Source organism: Uruburuella suis (assembly GCF_022870845.1).
Classification (GTDB): Bacteria; Pseudomonadota; Gammaproteobacteria; order Burkholderiales; family Neisseriaceae; genus Neisseria; species Neisseria suis.
On sequence record NZ_CP091507.1, the window covers coordinates 1775201 to 1792760 of the forward strand.

Below are 17560 nucleotides of genomic sequence, written 5' to 3' on the forward strand. Positions count from 1 at the left end.
GCGGGAATGGTTGGAATCAAAAAACTTATTCTAAGAAAAAGCGGCATGCAGCGCAATCGTTCTGCGCCGCCGGCACCATTGCTATGGCGCGGCTTCAAAACCTGCTCACGATTTTTTATGATGCCACGTCCGTGCCGAAACAGGCGGTAAAAAAAAAGCGCAAACAGGTTCTCAGACGGCCTATTACAGCCTATTCCTGCCAGCCGCCCAAGTATGACACCAATTCATCGAGCATGGTGCTCAAGGCTTCGGTCATCAGAATTTGCGAAGCAAACATCAGGCTGGCCGCATCATCGCCGTGCCCTTCGGCTTCTTCTTGCAACACATCCAGATATTGAATGCGCTTCAGTGTGAAATCTTGGGTGAGGATGAAGCTGATTTGCTCGCGCCAAGTCAGGCCGAGCTGGGTAACGGTTTTGCCGTTTTTCACATGCTGCACCACTTCATCGGCGGTGAGATCCTGCTTCGACACTTTCACCGTGGGCACCACATCGCCCACGCCTTTGAGCTCGCAATCGCTATCAAGCTCGAAGCCGCCTTCGGCCGCGCCGCGCAAAAGCCAGTCGGTCATCAGGCTGCCGGGCGATTGTTTGGTGTTGGGCAGGCTGGCTTCCAATCCGCCCAAGGCTTCGCGCAGCTTGGTGAGCAGGTTTTCCGCCTTGGCCGCGGCAGCATTGTTCACCAGCAAATAGCCGTGTTTGGTGTCGAAAATCGCTTGGCTGCGGCTGCTGCGGGTAAAGGCGCGCGGCAGCAAATCATCGGTAATCTGCTCTTTTAATTCTTGCTTTTCTTTGCGCCCGACATTGCGCGCTTCGGCATTTTGAATTTCCACCACACGCTCGTCGAGAATATCGCGTATCACGCCGGCGGGCAGCACTTTTTCTTCTTTTTTCAAGGCCACGCGCCACGTGTAATCAGCGGGAAACACCAATTCGGGTGAAAACGCCACAGGCGCGGCAAAACCCTCACTAAACCAGTCCAAACCCATGCAGGGCGCAAATTCGGCAGCAGCGAGCTTGTCGGCCAGCGTGTCCAACTCGGGCAGCTTGGCGGTGTTGAGCGGATAAAAACTGATTTGCTTAAACCACATGGTATCGTCCTCAAGGTCAAACCGCCGGATTATACAGCAATGAGGCCGTCTGAAACACCGCGCTGCGCTTTCAGACGGCCTCATTGCCTGCAAAACATGCGGGCTATTTCAAGCCGGGAAACGCGCCTTGCACGCCGGCAATCAGCATTTGCGCACCGATTACCGCCAAAATCAGCCCCATCATGCGCGTCATCACATTCATGGCGCTTTGCCCCAGCAGGCGCACCAATGTTTTGCCGTATACAAACAGCACATAAGTAATCAAACACAGTAGCGCAAAGGCGGCGATGGTGATTAATGTGTTGACAGGCGCTTCGTGCGCCGACAAATTCATGGCGGTGGCAATGGTACCGGGGCCGGCCAGCAGCGGCGTGGCCAGCGGCGACACGGCCACGCCCAGTTTATCGCCGCAGGCAGCCGCTTCGCCGGCAGGCGGATGATGCACCGCCGAATGCTGCCCTTGCAGCATATGAAAGCCAATCAAAAACACCAACGCGCCGCCGGCCAGCCGCAAAGCCGGCAGCGTCATGCCGAACATTTCAAAGATATAGCGCCCGCCCAAAGCAAACACCACAATAATGCCGAACGCAATCAGCAAGCCTTTGCGCGCCACTGCTTTGGCCGTGGCTTCATCATCACCAGCGGTGAGGCTGATATACACGGGCAGGCTGGACACAGGGTTCATAATGGCGAAAAAAGCCATAAAGGCCAGGCCGAATTGGTGCAGATAATCCATATTTTTGCTGCCTTAAAATTAAAAACTCACACTTGCCAATCAATCGGCGTATGCCCGTGTGCCTGCAAATAGGCGTTGGTACGGGAAAAAGGTTTGCTGCCGAAAAAGCCGCGATAGGCCGAAAGCGGCGACGGATGCGGCGAAGCAATCACCAAATGGCGCGTGCGATCGATAAACGCGCCTTTTTTCTGCGCGTGGCTGCCCCACAAGATAAACACCAAATGCTCGCGCTCATCGGCTAATTGGCGGATTACCTTGTCGGTAAAGGTTTCCCAACCAAGTCTGGCATGCGAATGCGCCTGATGCGCGCGCACGGTGAGCACGGCGTTGAGCAGCAACACGCCTTGCTCGGCCCAATGCTGCAAATAGCCGTGCGCGGGCATTTGAAAGCCGGCGATATCTTCGGCCAATTCTTTATAAATGTTTTGCAGTGAGGGCGGAATCTGCACATCGGGGCGCACCGAAAACGACAAACCGTGCGCCTGCCCTTCGTTGTGATATGGGTCTTGCCCCAATACCACCACTTTCACCTGATTGAATTCGGTGGCTTTGAAAGCATTGAACACATCGTGTGCCGGCGGGTAAATGACTTGCCCGCTCTCACGCTCTGCTTTGACGGTGTCCAAAATCTGCCGGAAATAAGGCTGCTGCTTTTCCTCGCCCAGCGCTTCGCTCCAAGTATTCATTGCGATATTCCGTTTAAACAATGCGCGTTATCATAACATGTTTGCCCATACGCAAAGGCCGTCTGAAAGCATTTGGCTTTTTCAGACGGCCTTTCATTCAAACCCATTCAAGCTTCGGCGCGAATCTGCTGCAAGAAGCGGCGGGTGCGCTCGTGTTGCGGATTGCGGAACAATTCTTCGGGCGCGCCCTGCTCCACAATCACGCCGCCGTCCATCACCACCACTTTGGTGGCCACATCGAGTGCGAATTTGATTTCGTGGCTCACCACCACCATGGTCCAACCCTCTTGCGCCAGATTTTTCATGGTGTCGAGCACATCTTGCACAAGCTCGGGGTCGAGCGCGGAAGTGGGCTCGTCAAACAGCAACAATTCGGGCGCAATGGCCAATGCCCGCGCAATGCCTACGCGCTGCTGCTGGCCGCCGGAGAGCTGATAAGGATAAAGATCGGTTTTGTCGCCCAAGCCCACTTTTTGCAGCAGCAAAAGCGCTTGCTCGCGCGCCTCGGCCACGCTTTTGCCCTGCACCGCCACCGGCCCTTCCATCACGTTTTCCAGCGCGGTTTTGTGCGGAAAAAGATTATATTGCTGAAACACCATGCCGGTTTTGCGGCGCAGCGCCAAAATGTCTTTTTTCGACGGATGCCCGGCAAAGTTGATTTTCAGCGGCGCTTCACCGCTAAATTCAATCATGCCCTGCTCAGGCATTTCCAGCGCGTTGAGGCAGCGCAGAAAAGTGGTTTTGCCGGAGCCGGAAGGGCCGAGAATCACCACCACATTGCCTTTGTCTACATCCAAATCAATGCCGCGCAAAATTGGGTTGCCATCGAATGCTTTGTGGATATTGCGGATTTTAATCATCGTGCAGGCTCCTTATTTCGCCACATAGCGGTCGAGGCGTTTTTCGATACGCGCCTGGGCGATAAAGAGGAAAAAGCAAAACACCCAATACACAAGCCCGGCCTCGATATACACCGGCAAGAAATCATAGCTGGCGTTGGCGATTTGCTGCGCCACGCGGAAAAGCTCGGTGATGGTCACCACAGAAGCGAGCGAGGTGTCTTTAAACAGGCTGATAAAGGTGTTGCTCAAGGGCGGCACCGACACGCGGAAAGCCTGCGGCATGATGATGCGGCGAAAGGTCTGCATATAAGTCATGCCGATGGAAAAGCCGGCTTCCCACTGCCCTTTGGGCACCGACAAAATCGCCGCGCGTATGGTTTCCGAGGCATAAGCGCCGATGTTGAGCGAAAAGCCCACAATGGCGGTGGGCAGCGGATCCAGCCGAATGCCGATGGCGGGCAGGCCGTAAAACACAATCATCAGCTGCACCAGCATCGGCGTGCCGCGTATGGCCGACACATAAAATTTCACCAGCAGCAGCGCAAGCTTGTGCAGCCAGCCGCCGGCCGGCACCACGCGCAGCAATGCCACGCCCACGGCAATAATCAGGCCGAGGAAAAAAGAAACGATGGCCAGCGGAATCGAATATAAAAAGCCCGCTTTCACCATCGGCCAAAAAGCGTTTATCACCAAGGCCGCGCGGGCCTCGGTCATAAACGGCAGGGTGCTCAATAACTCATTTAACACTGACATCTACACCAAAAAATTGTTCGCCCAGCTTTTTCAAAGTGCCGTCTGCACGCAATTCTTCCACCGCGCCGCTGATTTTGGCCAGCGCTTCATCGTTGCCTTTGTTCACAATAAAACCGGCACCGATTTTTTCATCGGCAGGCGCAGTCCAGGCCACTTGCAGGCCGGAATTGGGATTTTTCTTCAGATAATCGAGCAGCGCGAGCGAATCGTTAAAAGTAAAATCGGCGCGGCCTTGCTGCACCAACGCCAGCGCTTGCGCCATGCCGTCGACCGGCACGATTTTGGCACCGGCTTTTTCGGCCATTTCGCCATAATTGCTGCTCAAGGATTGCGCGGAAGACAAACCTTTCACATCGGCCAGCGTTTTGATGCGCTGATCATCTTGGCGTGTGAGCGCCATCGGGCCCGAATAGCTGTAGTCGGCCGATTTGTCGAAAGTGGCTTGGCGCTCGGGCGTGGTCAGGCTCACCTGGTTGGCCACGATATCGAAGCGGCCGGCTTTCAAGCCCGCTAGCATGGCATCCCATTGGGTTTCTTTGAAATCCACCTTCACGCCCAATTTATCGGCCACCGCGCGGGTGACTTCCACATCGTAGCCCGTGAGCTTGCCGCTCTCATCGTGATAAGTGAAGGGGGCATATGTGCCTTCGGTGCCCACGGTAACAGTGCCTTTATTGTCGATGCGCGCCAACAGGCTGCCCTCGGCCGCTGCTGCCGGCGCAGAAGCGGCCGATTGCGCGGCGCTGCCGCCCTCGTTGCCGCACGCGGCCAACACCAAAGCGGCCACGCCGCCCAAAACGAATTTTTTCAACATAAACACACCTTTTTGTGAACAATCTTACCCAATAAAACAAATATTGTACGATATGCGCGCGGCAAACACAAAGAACCGCTGTTTATAAGCGCAAGCCATGCTGAGCCTGTATTTATATAAAGGAATCACCGCCACAACACACCGAAATCAAGCTGCTTGGCTTTCAGACGGCCTCTGAGGGCAAATCCCACGCCACCCGCAGCGTATAAAGCCATATTTGCGCACGCAATAAATCGGGCGATGCTTCGGCAATCTGAATGCAATCGGCCAAAATGCGGCGGCGCTCAGGCTCGGGCAACGCAGCCGCATCATTCAATGCAGCTTGAATATTTTGCCAACGCTGCTGCGGCAGCCGCACCGATGCCGTTTGCAGCGGCGCAGCCAACACTTCGGCAGTAAACGCTGCGATTTGAACAGCATCGCCTTGCACACCGCCGCCCTGCCCCTCTGCATTTTTAGCGCCCGCATAAACCCACAACAGCAGCCACACGCAAGCCTGCATCAACGTGGGTTGCTCATTGGCGGTAAAAGCCGCGTCGGCATCTTGCCACAGCTCGGCCAGCATCTCATCGGCAGCGGCTTGCGGCAGCATCTCATCCAATGTGTCGATATAATCTGCCGGCGCCGGCATGTGTTGCACCAAGCGCGCCAGCGTGTCTTGCCGCAGCGGATTGTGCAGCAGCCATTGCTGCCGAAGCGCTTCGGGCACGTCCATTTCGCCGGCCAGCATCAGCCCGGCCAAAAGCGGCAGCCGCTCGCCGTCGCCGGCGGCCGAGCGCCAGGCGCGCGGCGCGGTGCGCTGCCAGGCGGCGCTGCGTGTGGCTGCGCCGGGGCGGAAAGCTTCGATGCGCCGGCGCATGGCGGCGGCGCGCGCTTCGTGTTCGTTTTCCAGCGCTTCTGCTTCGGCATCCGCCCACGAAGCTTCGCGGCGCACCTGCGCAAAACCGAGCCAGCCTTCATATTGCATGCCGCCGGCAGCGGCATGGTCGATTTCATCGGCCAACTGGCGCGCCCGAAACGGGCTTAAACGGCGGATGCGCTCGATGGTGGCCGGATGGGTGGCGGCGAGCTTGTCGAAAATATCCGGCTCGTGAATGCTGCCAAACATAAAATGCGCATATTCGGCAGCATGCCACGAATGCAGGCGCTGGCGCGGCACCACGGCGATTTTGTGCAGCGCGCCCACCATGCCTTCGGTTTGGCGGGTAAACTGCACCGCCGAAGCATCGGCCAAAAATTCGCGCTGGCGGCAAATCGCCGCCTGTATCCAGCCCGCCAGCACGTTGCCGAGGCCGCCGATCAGCATCAGCAGCCCGCCCAAAAACGTGAGCGGCAGCGACACCATACAGCCGGCCACCGCCGCTTCGGCCTCGTTGGCCGATGTGTCGCGGCGCGGTTTCAGACGGCCTTTTTGCCGATAATCGAGCAAATCCGTGCCAAACATCAGCCAGCGGGCGCACACGGTAATCAGCTGCAAGCCAAACAGCCAGCCGGTGAGGCGCATATTCAGGCGCATATCGCCATTGGCAATGTGGCTGAATTCATGCGCCACCACCGCTTGCAATTGGGCGCGGTCGAGCTGTTGCAACGCGCCGCGGGTAACGCCGATCACGGCATTGGCCGGCGTGGTGCCGGCGGCAAATGCATTAATGCTGCCATCGGGCAGAAGATACACTTTCGGCACCGGCATCATCGCCGCCAGCGCCATTTCTTCCACCACATTCATCAGCCGCCGCTCGGCCGCAGAGGCCGGCGCATAAAGCCGCGCGCCTTCCAGCGCTTCGGCCACCACCTCGCCGCCGCCCGACAATTCGCGCAAACGCCAGGCACTCGCGCCCAGCATTAGCGCCGACCACGCCGCAGCAATCAGCCCGTATTGCAGCGCACCGGCATCCTCGCGCAAAAACAGCCCTACCGCCCAAGTGAGCGCCGCCACCGTGAGCGACAAGGCCGCCACATAAAGCCACACCAGCCACAAAGTGTAGCGCCGTGCCTGCGCCTGCCCTTTAAAAAACCGCATCAAGGCTGCCCCGCTGCTTACAAACGCACGCGCGGTGCCGCTTGGATTTCGGCGGCATCGTCAAATTGCAGCAAGGCGGCGTTTTTCTTGTGGCCGAAAAAATCGGCTAACAGATTGGCCGGAAACGATTGGCGCAAGGTGTTGTAATCCATCACCGCATCGTTATAAGCCTGGCGCGCAAAAGCCACGCGGTTTTCGGTGCTGCCCAATTCTTCGCTCAGCTGCATCACGCTTTGGTCGGCTTTCAATTCGGGATAGGCTTCAATCGCCACATGAAGGCCGCGCAAAGCGCTGTTGAGCGCGGTTTCGCTGTGGGCGAGCGCTTCGAGCGAAGAAGCGCCCGGATTGGCCGCCGCCGCGCGCAAAGCCTGATCGGCACCGGCGCGCGCCTGCGTCACTGCCTCAAGCGTGCCGCGCTCGTGCCCCAAATAAGCGCGCACCGCTTCCACCAGATTGGGCACCAAATCGTGCCGCCGCTTCAGCTGCACCTGAATTTGCGCAAACGCATTGAGATAAAGGTTTTTGGCGGCCACCAGTTTGTTGTAAAGCCACGCCGGCCACAACACCAGCACGGCCAACAGCAATAAAGCCACTAAAATGCCCATATGATTCCCCTTTGTAAAATATTAATGGTTTCAGACGGCCTTGTTTACGCCATATGATAAGGATGGATATGCTTCAATTGCTCGGCAATCGCCACCCGTGTGTTTTCTGCATCGTAATGACTTTGCAGGTTCAGCCAGCTTTGCGCATCGGTGTTGAAAAAAGCAGCCAGCCGCAAAGCCGTGTCGGCCGTGATTGCGCGCTTGCCTTTCACGATTTCGTTGATACGGCGCGGCGGCACATCGATGGCTTTGGCCAAAGCATATTGGCTGATATTCATCGGCTTGAGCCAATCTTCCAGCAGAATTTCGCCGGGATGGGCCAAAGGTATTTCTCGCATATTCATCATTAATTTGCCTTTCCTGATTCTTTAATGATAATCCACAATTTCAACACAGCAGGCATGGCCGTTTGCCCAGATAAAGCAAATCCGCCATTGATCATTGATGCGGATGCTGTGCTGACCCTGCCGGTTGTCTTTCAACGCTTCCAAACGATTGCCGGGCGGTATTTTCAAAAAACTCAAATCCGCAGCGGCATTCAATTGTTGCAGTTTGCGCATCGCTACCGCTTCAATATTGGCAAACCGTTTCACCCGCCTGCCTTGAAACAGGGCTTTGGTGTCTTTGCAGTAGAATTCGGTAATCATCGCCAAATAATAACGAAACCCGTTAATAACGTCAAACGTTATTGATATTACCAAACATTTCATTCGCACCCCAATCAGCTATAATACAGGCCGTCTGAACCCTTTCCCCTATTCACCGAGCCGCCTTATGAACCGCATCGCCGCCCTGCCCGACCATCTTGTCAACCAAATTGCCGCCGGCGAAGTGGTGGAGCGCCCCGCCAATGCCTTGAAAGAAATTGTGGAAAACAGCATTGATGCGGGGGCGGATGAAATCAACGTCGAGCTATCCGGCGGCGGCATCAAGCTGATCCGCGTCACCGACAACGGCGCGGGCATTCATGCCGACGATATCGAATTGGCGCTTTCCCGCCACGCCACCAGCAAAATCGCCAGCCTCACCGATTTGGAACATGTGGCCAGCATGGGCTTTCGCGGCGAAGGTTTGGCCAGCATCGCCTCGGTTTCCCGTCTCACCCTCACCAGCCGCCGCGCCGAAAGCAGCCACGCCCGGCGCATCAGCGCGGCCGACGGCAAGCTGCACCCCGGCGGCGCGGCGGCGCATCCTGTGGGCACCACCGTGGAAGTGGGCGAATTGTTTTTCAACACGCCGGCGCGGCGCAAATTTCTTAAGTCTGAAAACACCGAATACGCCCATTGCGCCACCATGCTCGAGCGCCTGGCGCTGGCCCACCCGCACATCGCTTTTTCACTCAAACGCGACGACAAAGCCGTGTTTCACTACCCCGCCCAAAGCCTGCACGAGCGCGTGGCCGCGGTGGTGGGCGAAGATTTTCAAGCAGCCTCGCTTGAAATCGACAGCGGCGAAGGCCTCATGCGCCTAAGCGGCGTGATTGCCAAACCCACGTTTGCCAAAGGCAAAAGCAGCCAGCAATATTGTTTTGTCAACCGCCGTTTCGTGCGCGACAAAGTAATGATGCATGCGGTGAAACAAGCCTACCGCGATGTGCTGCACCAAGCGCTCACACCCGCTTTTGTGCTGTTTCTCGATTTGCCGCCCGAAAATGTCGACGCCAATGTGCACCCCACCAAAACCGAAATCCGCTTTCGCGACAGCCAGGCCGTGCACCAATTGGTGTTTCACACCCTTAACAAAGCGCTTGCCCACACCCGCGCAGACCAAACCGAGAGCGTGGGCAATGCCGGCCAAGTGCTGCACGAAATGTTGGGCGTGCAGAGGCCGTCTGAAAGCCTTTCAGACGGCCTCAACATGCACACACCGCAACCCAACAACTTCGGCGGACTCAGCAGCGGCAAATCCGCGCCCGCCGCCTATTCCCCCGCCGCACGCCCGCAACAGCGCAGCCTTTCCCTGCGCGAAAGCCAAGCCGCGCTCAACACCTACGCCGAACTTTACCGGCGCGAACCGCAAAACCCGGATAACGATGCTGAATTAAGCCAGCTCGAGCAAGCCCGCTTCGGCTATGCCGACAGGCCGTCTGAAAACTTTTCAGACGGCCATGAAGCAGCGCACAACACCCCGCCGCTGGGCTTTGCCATCGCCCAATTATTGGGCATCTACATTCTCGCGCAAGCCGAAGAGAGCCTGCTGTTAATCGACATGCACGCCGCCGCCGAGCGCGTGAATTACGAAAAAATGAAAGCCCAACGCCAAGAAAACCGCCAAATCGCCAGCCAGCAATTGCTGATACCCGTCACCTTTGCCGCCAGCCACGAAGAAGCCGCCGCACTGGCCGATCATGGCGACACCTTGCGCGAATACGGGCTTGACCTTTCCAGCCTCGGCGGCAACACCCTCGCCGTGCGCGCCGTGCCGCAAATGCTCGGCAAAAGCGACGTGGCCGCGCTGGCGCGCAGCATGTTGCACGAAATCGCCCAACACGGCAGCGCCCAGAGCCTGGAAGCGCGCGAAAACGCCATTTTAAGCACCATGGCCTGCCACGGCTCCGTGCGCGCCGGCCGCAAGCTCACCCTGCCCGAAATGAACGCGCTTCTGCGCGACATGGAGCGCACCCCGCGCAGCAACCAATGCAACCACGGCCGCCCAACTTGGGTGAAGCTCACCCTCAAAGAATTAGACGCCTTGTTTTTGCGCGGGCAGTGATGTCATGTCAGGCCGTCTGAAAAAGTGCGCAAATCGGATACTTGTATCCGATATTTGCCGCCAAGACCAAAAATATCTTGTTCTGCGAACAAGTCGTAGGTCGGATACTTGTATCCGACATTTATCTCAGCCCCGCAAATCTTGTTCTGCGAACAAGCGTCGGATTCGAGAATCCGACCTACGGCTTCTTGTTGTGCGGGCAGCAAAGCCATACTGAAAGGCCGTCTGAATGAAAAAGTTTCAGACGGCCTAAAGCAATCTGGCAAGCCATCAAGCCGTTTGGCTGCACATGCGTCAACGCCCACATTATCCCGCAAACTTTATTTTTTCACCGCCAAGCTCACGGTGAAAATGCCATCACCATCTATCCATTGGCGCACTTTTTCAAAGCCGGCTTTTTCCACTAATTGATCCATTTCCTGCTGGCTGCGGCGGCGCATCACCCAATCCTGCCCTTCGCGGTGGCTGGAGAGGCAGCGGGCGATCATTTCGAGCTGCGGGTGCCACGGCTGGCCGGTGTAGATCAAATAGCCGCCGGGCTCAATCGCATCGCCGAAGCCATAGAGCGACTGCAAAATCAAATCGTTATCGGGAAATAATTCGTGCAAACCCGACACAATGCCCAAGGTGGGACGCGGGTTGAGGTTTTGATAATTGGCGCGATCGTAGGCATTTGCTTCTTCAAACGATACGGTGCTTTGCAAGCCGCGCTCGGCAATCAAGGCTTGCCCGGCGGCTACATTAATCGGGCTGTAGTCGCGCAGGCGCACGCTCTCGGGCAGGGCTTCGGCGGCGAGCGCATCGAGCACATAGCGGCCGTGCCCCGATGCGATATCGAGCACGTGCACGGGTTTGCCTTTTTCGCGCAAATGCTGCGTGGCCGTCTGAATGGCTTGGCCGATATTGGCTTTGCGTTGGCGGATACCGCGCCAGCCGACGGCATCGAGATAATAGCGGTCGATGGCGCGCCCGAAAGCGTTGCGGCCTTGCGGCCGGTTTTGATACACATAATCGAGTGTACTGCCCGAATCGAAGCCCGTGTCCACGCCGAGCTTCACGCCGGTTGACCAATGCCGCCCCAAGCGGGTAAAGCGGCGCTGCGCCGCCCAATAAGCGCCGCGCGGCGTAAACGGCGACAGCGGCGTGGCCAATTCATCGGCTTCGCGGCGGCTCGCGCTGTGGATATGCGCATCGGTGACATCGGTTTGGGCATAAGGCCCGGCAAAGCACGCGCGGATAAAGCGGCGGATATGCGCAAAAGCCTGCTCGCGTCCGGCTTCACCCAAGGTGTCGTGATAAAAGCCTTTGAGCACATGGCGCTCTTTGATGCGGCTGCCCAAGCGGTTGTAGAAATCGTGTTGCGGCCGGTGGTGCACCACCCAATCGCTGCCTGAAATCAATAGCTGTATCGGCGTGGTGATGGCGGCGGCATCGGCCACCACACGTTCGCCCGCATCGTAAAGCCCCAGCAAAATGCGCACCGAAATAGCGCGCGCAATCAGCGGGTCGGTGTTGTAGCTGTCGATGCGCGCGGGGTCGTGGCTGAGATAATGCGCTTTCACATAGCTTTGCACGAAAAAATTGCCGCGCCATTTCTGCATCAGCTTCAGGCCGCTGCGGGCAAAGGGCACATAAAGTTTCACTTTAAAAGCCGGTGAAGCCAGCACGGCGCAGCGGATTTTCGGCGCGTAATCATGCAGCCAGGTGCTCACCAGCACCGCGCCCACGCTTTGGGCGATCACGGCGGTGTTTTGCGGTGCAATGCCCCAGGCCGTCTGAATGTGGTCGAAAAAATCCTGAATATCCGCCACCGATGCGGCCAGGCTCGGGCTGTCGCCGCGCTCGCCCGGGCTCTCGCCGTGGCCGCGCGCATCCCAAGCGAAATAGGCGAATTCATCCAAGCCGGCTTCATCGGCAATGTGCATCATGCGCGCCGAATGCTCGTGGCCGCGGTGAAACAGCACAATGGCTTTATCGTTGCTGCCGTCTTTGGCGGGGCGGTAGCGGTAAAACAGCTCGGTGCCGTCGCGGGTGGTGAAGGTGTGTTGCTGTTCAGTCATCTTCAGTTTTCCAAAGGTTGGGCAGCGCCTGCATGCGCTGCAAATCGGTTTCGGGCGTGTGGGCAAGCTGCGTCCACCTCTCGCGTGGGCGGTGGTGCTCCGCACGGCTTTGATTAACGCCGGTAACCATTTTGACTTTACCGTTCAAAAAGTTAGCACTGTAATATGATTCATCATGACTGGCACGGGAAAAAGACAGGCCATCGGCACCAATCAGCCGCATTACACCGTTTTGATAGCGGAATTGGTAACGGTTTATCTGCGTTTCGTAACTGCCACAACTGAGCCAATAAGACACATTCAGCCATAACCTGCCGCGTTTGATGCCAATCACCGCTTCATCTTGCGCCTTTTCATCCAGCGGGTCTTGCAGACAAGGCGCTTCCAGTGATGCTTGCGGCGGCAGCAGGCTGTCGGGCGATTGCGCCAGCAGGCGATAACCTTTATTTTCACGCACCAACACCAGCAGGCGGCGCGGATTGGTGTCGAGCACATCCGCGCCCAAGCCTTCGTTTTTCAGGCGCAAAGCCGGGTTTTGCTGCTGGATAATCAGCGCGGCATCGGCGCGTTGGTCGCCATTCAAATCGCCGCTTGCATAATGCGTGGCCGCCCAGCCCGGCGGCACGGCTTGCTGCAAAGCGGCCGGCAGCTTCATTTCTGCCGCAACGGCTGCCGGCATCAAGATGGCGAAAATGATCAGCTGTTTCATTTTGACGCTCCTTTTTTTCAGACGGCCTTCAAGCCATTGGCCACGCGCCGCCAGCATGTCCACAGCAATGCCGCAATCAGCAGCCACATCACCGCATCGAGCCCGCCGGGCAGGCTGCCCGCGAGCGCATACCACAAAGCCAGCGCGCCAAACACAAACGCGCGGTCGCTCTTGCCCATCGGCCCGTCGTAGCGGCGGCCGTTGCCGTGCACCTGCCCGAGCACGCCGCAAAATTCGCTCATCGCCGCCAGAAAAATCAGCAGGCCGATTTGCAGGCCGCCAAAAGGCGCAATAAAGGCAAACGGCAGATAAAGCGCGGCATCGGCCGCCACATCGGTGATTTCGTTTAAATAGCCGCCCAGCGCCGATTGCTGGCCGAATTCGCGCGCCAACATGCCGTCCACCGCATTGAGTGCCATGCGCAGGAAAAACCACAGCGGCAGCAGCCAAAACCAACGCGGCGAATCCGCCAAAGCGCACAACAGCAAGCCCAGCAGCAACGACACTGCACAAGCCGCCAGCGTTACCTGATTGGCGCTGATGCCGCGCCGGTGCAGCGCGCGCACGGCGGGGCGCAATAATTGTTGGAAGCGCGGTTTTAAGGCATAAATGCTCATTTTGTTCCTTGCAAAAAACTCGAGATTAAAGCTTGAGGCCGTCTGAAAGCAATGGTGATGATGTGTTTAACCATACGGCATTTGCTTATCTGTGGCAAAGCATTGAGGCCGTCTGAAACCTTTCAGACGGCCTGCACACCTTTACCCGTTCCAAAAATAGCGCACCACGTGAAAAAACACCGGCGCGGCAAAGCAAACCGAATCCACCCGATCGAGCATGCCGCCGTGGCCGTGAATCAGATTGCCCCAATCTTTCACGCCGCGATCGCGCTTGATGGCCGACATCACAAGCCCGCCCAAAAAGCCCATGATGCAGATAATCAAGCCGATTAAGGCCGCCTGAAAAGGGGAAAACGGCGTAATCGGATAGAACGCGGCGGCCAGGAGCGTGGCGCTGGCTATGCCGCCCACGGTGCCCGCCACCGTTTTCGAGGGCGAGAGCGCGGGCATGATTTTGCGTTTGCCCAAAAGCTTGCCCCACACATATTGCAACACATCGCTGGCCTGCACCACCGCCACCAAAAACACCAGCAGCAAAATATTCTGCCCTTCAAAGCCGGCGATTTTCAGGTTCATCAAAGCCGGCACATGCGACAAACAGAAAATGCTGATCATCACCGCCCACTGGATTTTGGCCGTGCGCGCCAAAAAATGGTCGGTGTCGCCGCCCAGGCTTGCGATAATCGGCAGCAGCAAAAAGCCATAAACCGGAATAAAAATCGAAAACATGCCATACCAATCGGTGAGCACAAACCAATATTGCAGCGGCAGCAACACATAAAAACACACCACCATCACCCGATGGTCGGCACGCCGGCTTTCCACCAGCGACAAAAATTCGCGCAAAGCCGCAAACGACACCAAGAAAAACAACACAATCGTGCCGATGCGCCCAAGCCAAAAAGCCAGCAGCAACACCGCCGTCATCACCCACCAGGCATTGATGCGCGCATTCAGATTATCAATCGTGGCATTGGCCTGCCCGTGCAAGCGCCATTTCAAAGCCGCCGCAATCGCGCTGGCCAGCAGCAACACCCCGAAAATCGCCGCAAACACCCAGCCCGCCTGCGGGTTAAACGCCTGCACCGCCGCATGGCCGTCTGAAAAAATGCTCATGTTTCCCCCTTTTCCGCCGCGTTGGGCGCCAAAGCCAAAAGCGCCGCCTGCGTGCGCTGCAAAAATGCCGCCTTCTCTTCGCCTTCGTTTAAATAAAGCGCCGGCCCCACCGCCACTTCACACAGCAGCGGCACCGGCAGCAAGCCGCCTTTGGGCAGCACGCGGTTGATATTGTTGAGCCACACCGGCACAAACGCCGTGCCCGGATTTGCCGCAGCCAAGTGGTAAAGGCCGCTTTTAAACGGCAGCAAACGCACTTCGTCGCTGGTGTTGCGCGTGCCCTCGGGAAAAATAATCAGCGAATCGCCCTGCTGCAAAGCCTCGTCCATCTGCGCAATCATCTGCTGCGGATCGCCGCCTTGACGTTCAACCAGCAAGCCGCGAAACACTTCTTCAATCACAAAACGGCGCAGCCTGCCGCGCAGCCAATAATCCGCCCCCGCCACCGGCCGCGCATGAATGCGCCAGCGCTTGGGCAGCGAAATCCACACCAGCACAAAATCACCGTGGCTGTTGTGGTTGGCATAAAAAACCGTGCCCTCGCTCGGGCAATCGAGCTGCTGCGGCTGCTTGGGGCGCACACCGGTGATAAACGAAGTGGCCGCACACAACACAGCATCAATGATGCGCGCCAACATGCTGGTGAATATTTTCCGGCTCATCGCCCGTTTCCTTTTTTATCGCACCGCTTTATCTTAAAGTCTGTTCGCAAGGCCGTCTGAAAAAATTTCAGACGGCCTTTGTCACCGTAGGTGTGATTAGCCGCAAGACGGCGTAATCATACACATGGCGCGCACACCAACAGCCCGCAACCACATAGGCCGTCTGAAAGAAAAGCTTCGAGCAGCCTTTCTTAAATTATTCACACAAAATATCAAAACGATAGCGATGCCGATAAGGGCGCAACAGCCGCCGCAAACAGCAAACACAGCACCAACACCAGCTCCAAAGCCAGCGCACACAGCCACACACGCAGCAAACGCAAGGCGCCGCGGCAGCGCGCCTGCATGCTGCGCGGCGCCACCGCCTTGCGCAAACCCAGCGCCGACAAAGCCGCATCCAGCTGCGCCGGCGTTTGCCTGCCTTCTGCAAAACCGGCAAACAGGCGCGCATCAAAGGCCAGCCGCAGTTGCAAAAAGCAGCCTATCGAGCCGGCGAACAACGCCAAAGCCGCCAGCCACGCAGGTGCAGCCAGATAAACCGCCGCCGCCATCAGCAGCAGGTTCAGCCCGCCCGCCCACATCGCAGCGCGTAATAATTGCGCCGTGGTATAGGCCAATTGTTGTTCGGATTCATAATCCATCATGCCTGCTCCATTTCCCGTTTGGCCGTCTGAATGCTTTGGCGCACCGCATCGGGCAACACCATCTGCGGCCGCACCTGCCGCAAGCGCGCCACCGCCGCATCCAAATCAGCACAACCGCCATATGCCCACAGCCACAGCAACACCACCGCCGCGCTGCGCCCGTAGCCCAGCGCGCAACACACCAACACCGGCCGCCCTGCCCGCCGCATTTGTTCCAATAGGCGCACGGCGCGTATCAAATCGGCGCATTCCGGCGGCACCATATCCAGCATCGGCACGGCGGCATAATGCTCAGGCCGTCTGAACAGCGGATATTCTGCACACACATCCACCACCGCTTCACATTCCGCCGCCGCCAAAATGCTGCCCACATGCACATTTTCGGCCACCGCCACGCTTTTGGGCACACCACGCAGCCAATAAGCCATATTCAGCCGCACCACGATGAAATAAGGCAGCAGCCACACAGCCACCGCCGCGCTGTGCCGCCCATCGGCCTGCTTTTGCAAAGCCTGCGCACCCAAGCCCGCATAAGCGGCAGCCAACAAAAGGCAGGCCGAGGCCGGCCACAGCCACCACAAAGCCGCTCCGCCCATGCAGGCAAGCCCGGCAAACAGCAACACCAAACCCGCATAAAAAACCAGCCAGCGCTTATGCGCCCGCTGCGGCTGCAAGCTGCGCCGCAAAGGCATGCCGCCCGCCTGCGGAAACAGCCACCACACCAACAAGCCCGCCCACAGGCCGGTGGGCATATCGATAAAATGATGTTGGTAAGTGGTGAGCACCGAAAGCGCAATCAGCAGCAGCCACGCCAGCCACAACCCGCGCCAGCGCTTCGGCAGTCGCGGCCAATAAAAGCGCCCCACAATCAGCGTGAGCATAATATGCAGCGAGGGCGCTTGATTATAAGGCTGGTCAAACGCCGCCAACGAAGCAAACAGCCAGCCCGACAGCCCCGCCGCTTCCGGCTTCGGCCAACTGAATTGCAGCGGCCACACCATAAAACACACCACCGCAATGGCTTGCGCCAGCAGCAATTGCGCCGTATAGCGGCGCAATTCAGAGCGGGTGCGGCACAGAAAAAAGCCCAGCGCATAGAAAAGATTCAGCGTCCAATAAGGCACAATCGTCCACGCCCAAAACGGAATCTGCCGCTCCCAGGCAAACGCGATTTCCGCCACCGGCGCGCGCACAGCGGCGAGCCGGTTGGCCAAGCCGTAGGTGCTGTAGAAAATCGCACCCATCAACAGCAAATGCCGCAGCGCTTCATAAAAGCCCGGCCGGCGGCCATCGTCAACTGCCGTTATGTTTGACACGCTGTGTCCCTTAAAATTAATACGGCGGTTGCAAACCCAACAAATCCACAAGCCGTCTGAAACCTTGGGTTTATCAATCCAACCTATAGATACGGCAACTAATTATTGAATATTCACATCCTCTTGCCCGCAGCAGAAACCTGTTCCCTCTCCCGTGGGAGAGGGCTAGGGAGAGGGC

At 57.6% G+C, this 17560-nt stretch carries 19 protein-coding genes; 1 reads left to right on the forward strand and 18 read right to left on the reverse strand.

Annotated elements, in window-relative coordinates:
* Positions 1-190 precede the first annotated feature (190 nt).
* The 10 genes from LVJ78_RS08055 to LVJ78_RS12500 form a co-directional block, all read right to left on the reverse strand.
* Positions 191-1090 (reverse strand): recombination-associated protein RdgC, encoded by a 900-nt coding sequence (locus LVJ78_RS08055; RefSeq protein WP_132953275.1) that lies wholly within the window; start codon positions 1088-1090, stop codon positions 191-193.
* Positions 1091-1193: 103 nt separating this feature from the next.
* Positions 1194-1826, reverse strand: coding sequence for a MarC family protein (locus LVJ78_RS08060; protein WP_132953273.1), 633 nt, complete (start codon positions 1824-1826; stop codon positions 1194-1196).
* A gap of 26 nt (positions 1827-1852) precedes the next feature.
* Positions 1853-2512 carry a uracil-DNA glycosylase gene (ung, locus tag LVJ78_RS08065; protein WP_132953271.1) on the reverse strand — a complete coding sequence of 220 codons (660 nt, stop codon included), beginning with the start codon at positions 2510-2512 and terminating at the stop codon, positions 1853-1855.
* A 107-nt stretch (positions 2513-2619) separates the two neighbouring features.
* The gene (locus LVJ78_RS08070) at positions 2620-3372 is read right to left on the reverse strand and encodes an amino acid ABC transporter ATP-binding protein (protein ID WP_132953269.1); all 753 of its coding nucleotides are present in this window, start codon (positions 3370-3372) and stop codon (positions 2620-2622) included.
* Between the two features lie 12 nt (positions 3373-3384).
* Complete coding sequence (locus LVJ78_RS08075; protein ID WP_424580109.1) at positions 3385-4068, reverse strand: amino acid ABC transporter permease; 684 nt, start codon at positions 4066-4068, stop codon at positions 3385-3387.
* A 22-nt stretch (positions 4069-4090) separates the two neighbouring features.
* Positions 4091-4921 carry an amino acid ABC transporter substrate-binding protein gene (locus LVJ78_RS08080; protein ID WP_132953267.1) on the reverse strand — a complete coding sequence of 277 codons (831 nt, stop codon included), beginning with the start codon at positions 4919-4921 and terminating at the stop codon, positions 4091-4093.
* Between the two features lie 163 nt (positions 4922-5084).
* A complete protein-coding gene (locus LVJ78_RS08085; protein WP_132953265.1) occupies positions 5085-6941 on the reverse strand; it encodes a M48 family metalloprotease in 1857 nt (618 codons plus the stop codon).
* A gap of 17 nt (positions 6942-6958) precedes the next feature.
* Positions 6959-7546: a LemA family protein gene (locus LVJ78_RS08090; RefSeq protein ID WP_132953263.1), complete on the reverse strand. Its 588-nt coding sequence runs from the start codon at positions 7544-7546 to the stop codon at positions 6959-6961.
* 44 nt (positions 7547-7590) lie between these two features.
* Complete coding sequence (locus LVJ78_RS08095; RefSeq protein ID WP_243650331.1) at positions 7591-7893, reverse strand: HigA family addiction module antitoxin; 303 nt, start codon at positions 7891-7893, stop codon at positions 7591-7593.
* 21 nt (positions 7894-7914) lie between these two features.
* Positions 7915-8256 (reverse strand): type II toxin-antitoxin system RelE/ParE family toxin, encoded by a 342-nt coding sequence (locus LVJ78_RS12500; RefSeq protein ID WP_342345070.1) that lies wholly within the window; start codon positions 8254-8256, stop codon positions 7915-7917.
* Positions 8257-8320: 64 nt separating this feature from the next.
* On the opposite strand from LVJ78_RS12500, the gene mutL reads away from it, so the two are divergent.
* A complete protein-coding gene (gene mutL, locus LVJ78_RS08105; protein WP_132953261.1) occupies positions 8321-10258 on the forward strand; it encodes a DNA mismatch repair endonuclease MutL in 1938 nt (645 codons plus the stop codon).
* 2 nt (positions 10259-10260) lie between these two features.
* Here the strand turns inward: mutL and LVJ78_RS08110 are convergent, their stop codons facing one another.
* The 8 genes from LVJ78_RS08110 to LVJ78_RS08145 form a co-directional block, all read right to left on the reverse strand.
* Positions 10261-10470 carry a hypothetical protein gene (locus LVJ78_RS08110; RefSeq protein WP_132953259.1) on the reverse strand — a complete coding sequence of 70 codons (210 nt, stop codon included), beginning with the start codon at positions 10468-10470 and terminating at the stop codon, positions 10261-10263.
* Between the two features lie 108 nt (positions 10471-10578).
* Positions 10579-12318, reverse strand: coding sequence for a bifunctional alpha/beta hydrolase/class I SAM-dependent methyltransferase (locus tag LVJ78_RS08115; protein ID WP_132953257.1), 1740 nt, complete (start codon positions 12316-12318; stop codon positions 10579-10581).
* Positions 12311-13027, reverse strand: a complete 717-nt coding sequence (locus LVJ78_RS08120; RefSeq protein WP_132953255.1) for a hypothetical protein — start codon at positions 13025-13027, stop codon at positions 12311-12313. The genes LVJ78_RS08115 and LVJ78_RS08120 overlap by 8 nt, the downstream gene beginning before the upstream one ends.
* A 17-nt stretch (positions 13028-13044) precedes the next feature.
* Positions 13045-13644 carry a CDP-alcohol phosphatidyltransferase family protein gene (locus LVJ78_RS08125; RefSeq protein WP_132953253.1) on the reverse strand — a complete coding sequence of 200 codons (600 nt, stop codon included), beginning with the start codon at positions 13642-13644 and terminating at the stop codon, positions 13045-13047.
* A gap of 141 nt (positions 13645-13785) precedes the next feature.
* Positions 13786-14760 (reverse strand): phosphatidate cytidylyltransferase, encoded by a 975-nt coding sequence (locus LVJ78_RS08130; protein WP_132953251.1) that lies wholly within the window; start codon positions 14758-14760, stop codon positions 13786-13788.
* Complete coding sequence (locus tag LVJ78_RS08135) at positions 14757-15422, reverse strand: lysophospholipid acyltransferase family protein (RefSeq protein ID WP_243650330.1); 666 nt, start codon at positions 15420-15422, stop codon at positions 14757-14759. Before LVJ78_RS08135 ends, LVJ78_RS08130 begins: the two co-directional genes overlap by 4 nt.
* A gap of 212 nt (positions 15423-15634) precedes the next feature.
* Complete coding sequence (locus tag LVJ78_RS08140; RefSeq protein ID WP_132953249.1) at positions 15635-16066, reverse strand: hypothetical protein; 432 nt, start codon at positions 16064-16066, stop codon at positions 15635-15637.
* Complete coding sequence (locus tag LVJ78_RS08145; RefSeq protein WP_243650329.1) at positions 16063-17382, reverse strand: phosphatase PAP2/dual specificity phosphatase family protein; 1320 nt, start codon at positions 17380-17382, stop codon at positions 16063-16065. Before LVJ78_RS08145 ends, LVJ78_RS08140 begins: the two co-directional genes overlap by 4 nt.
* Positions 17383-17560: the final 178 nt, after the last annotated feature.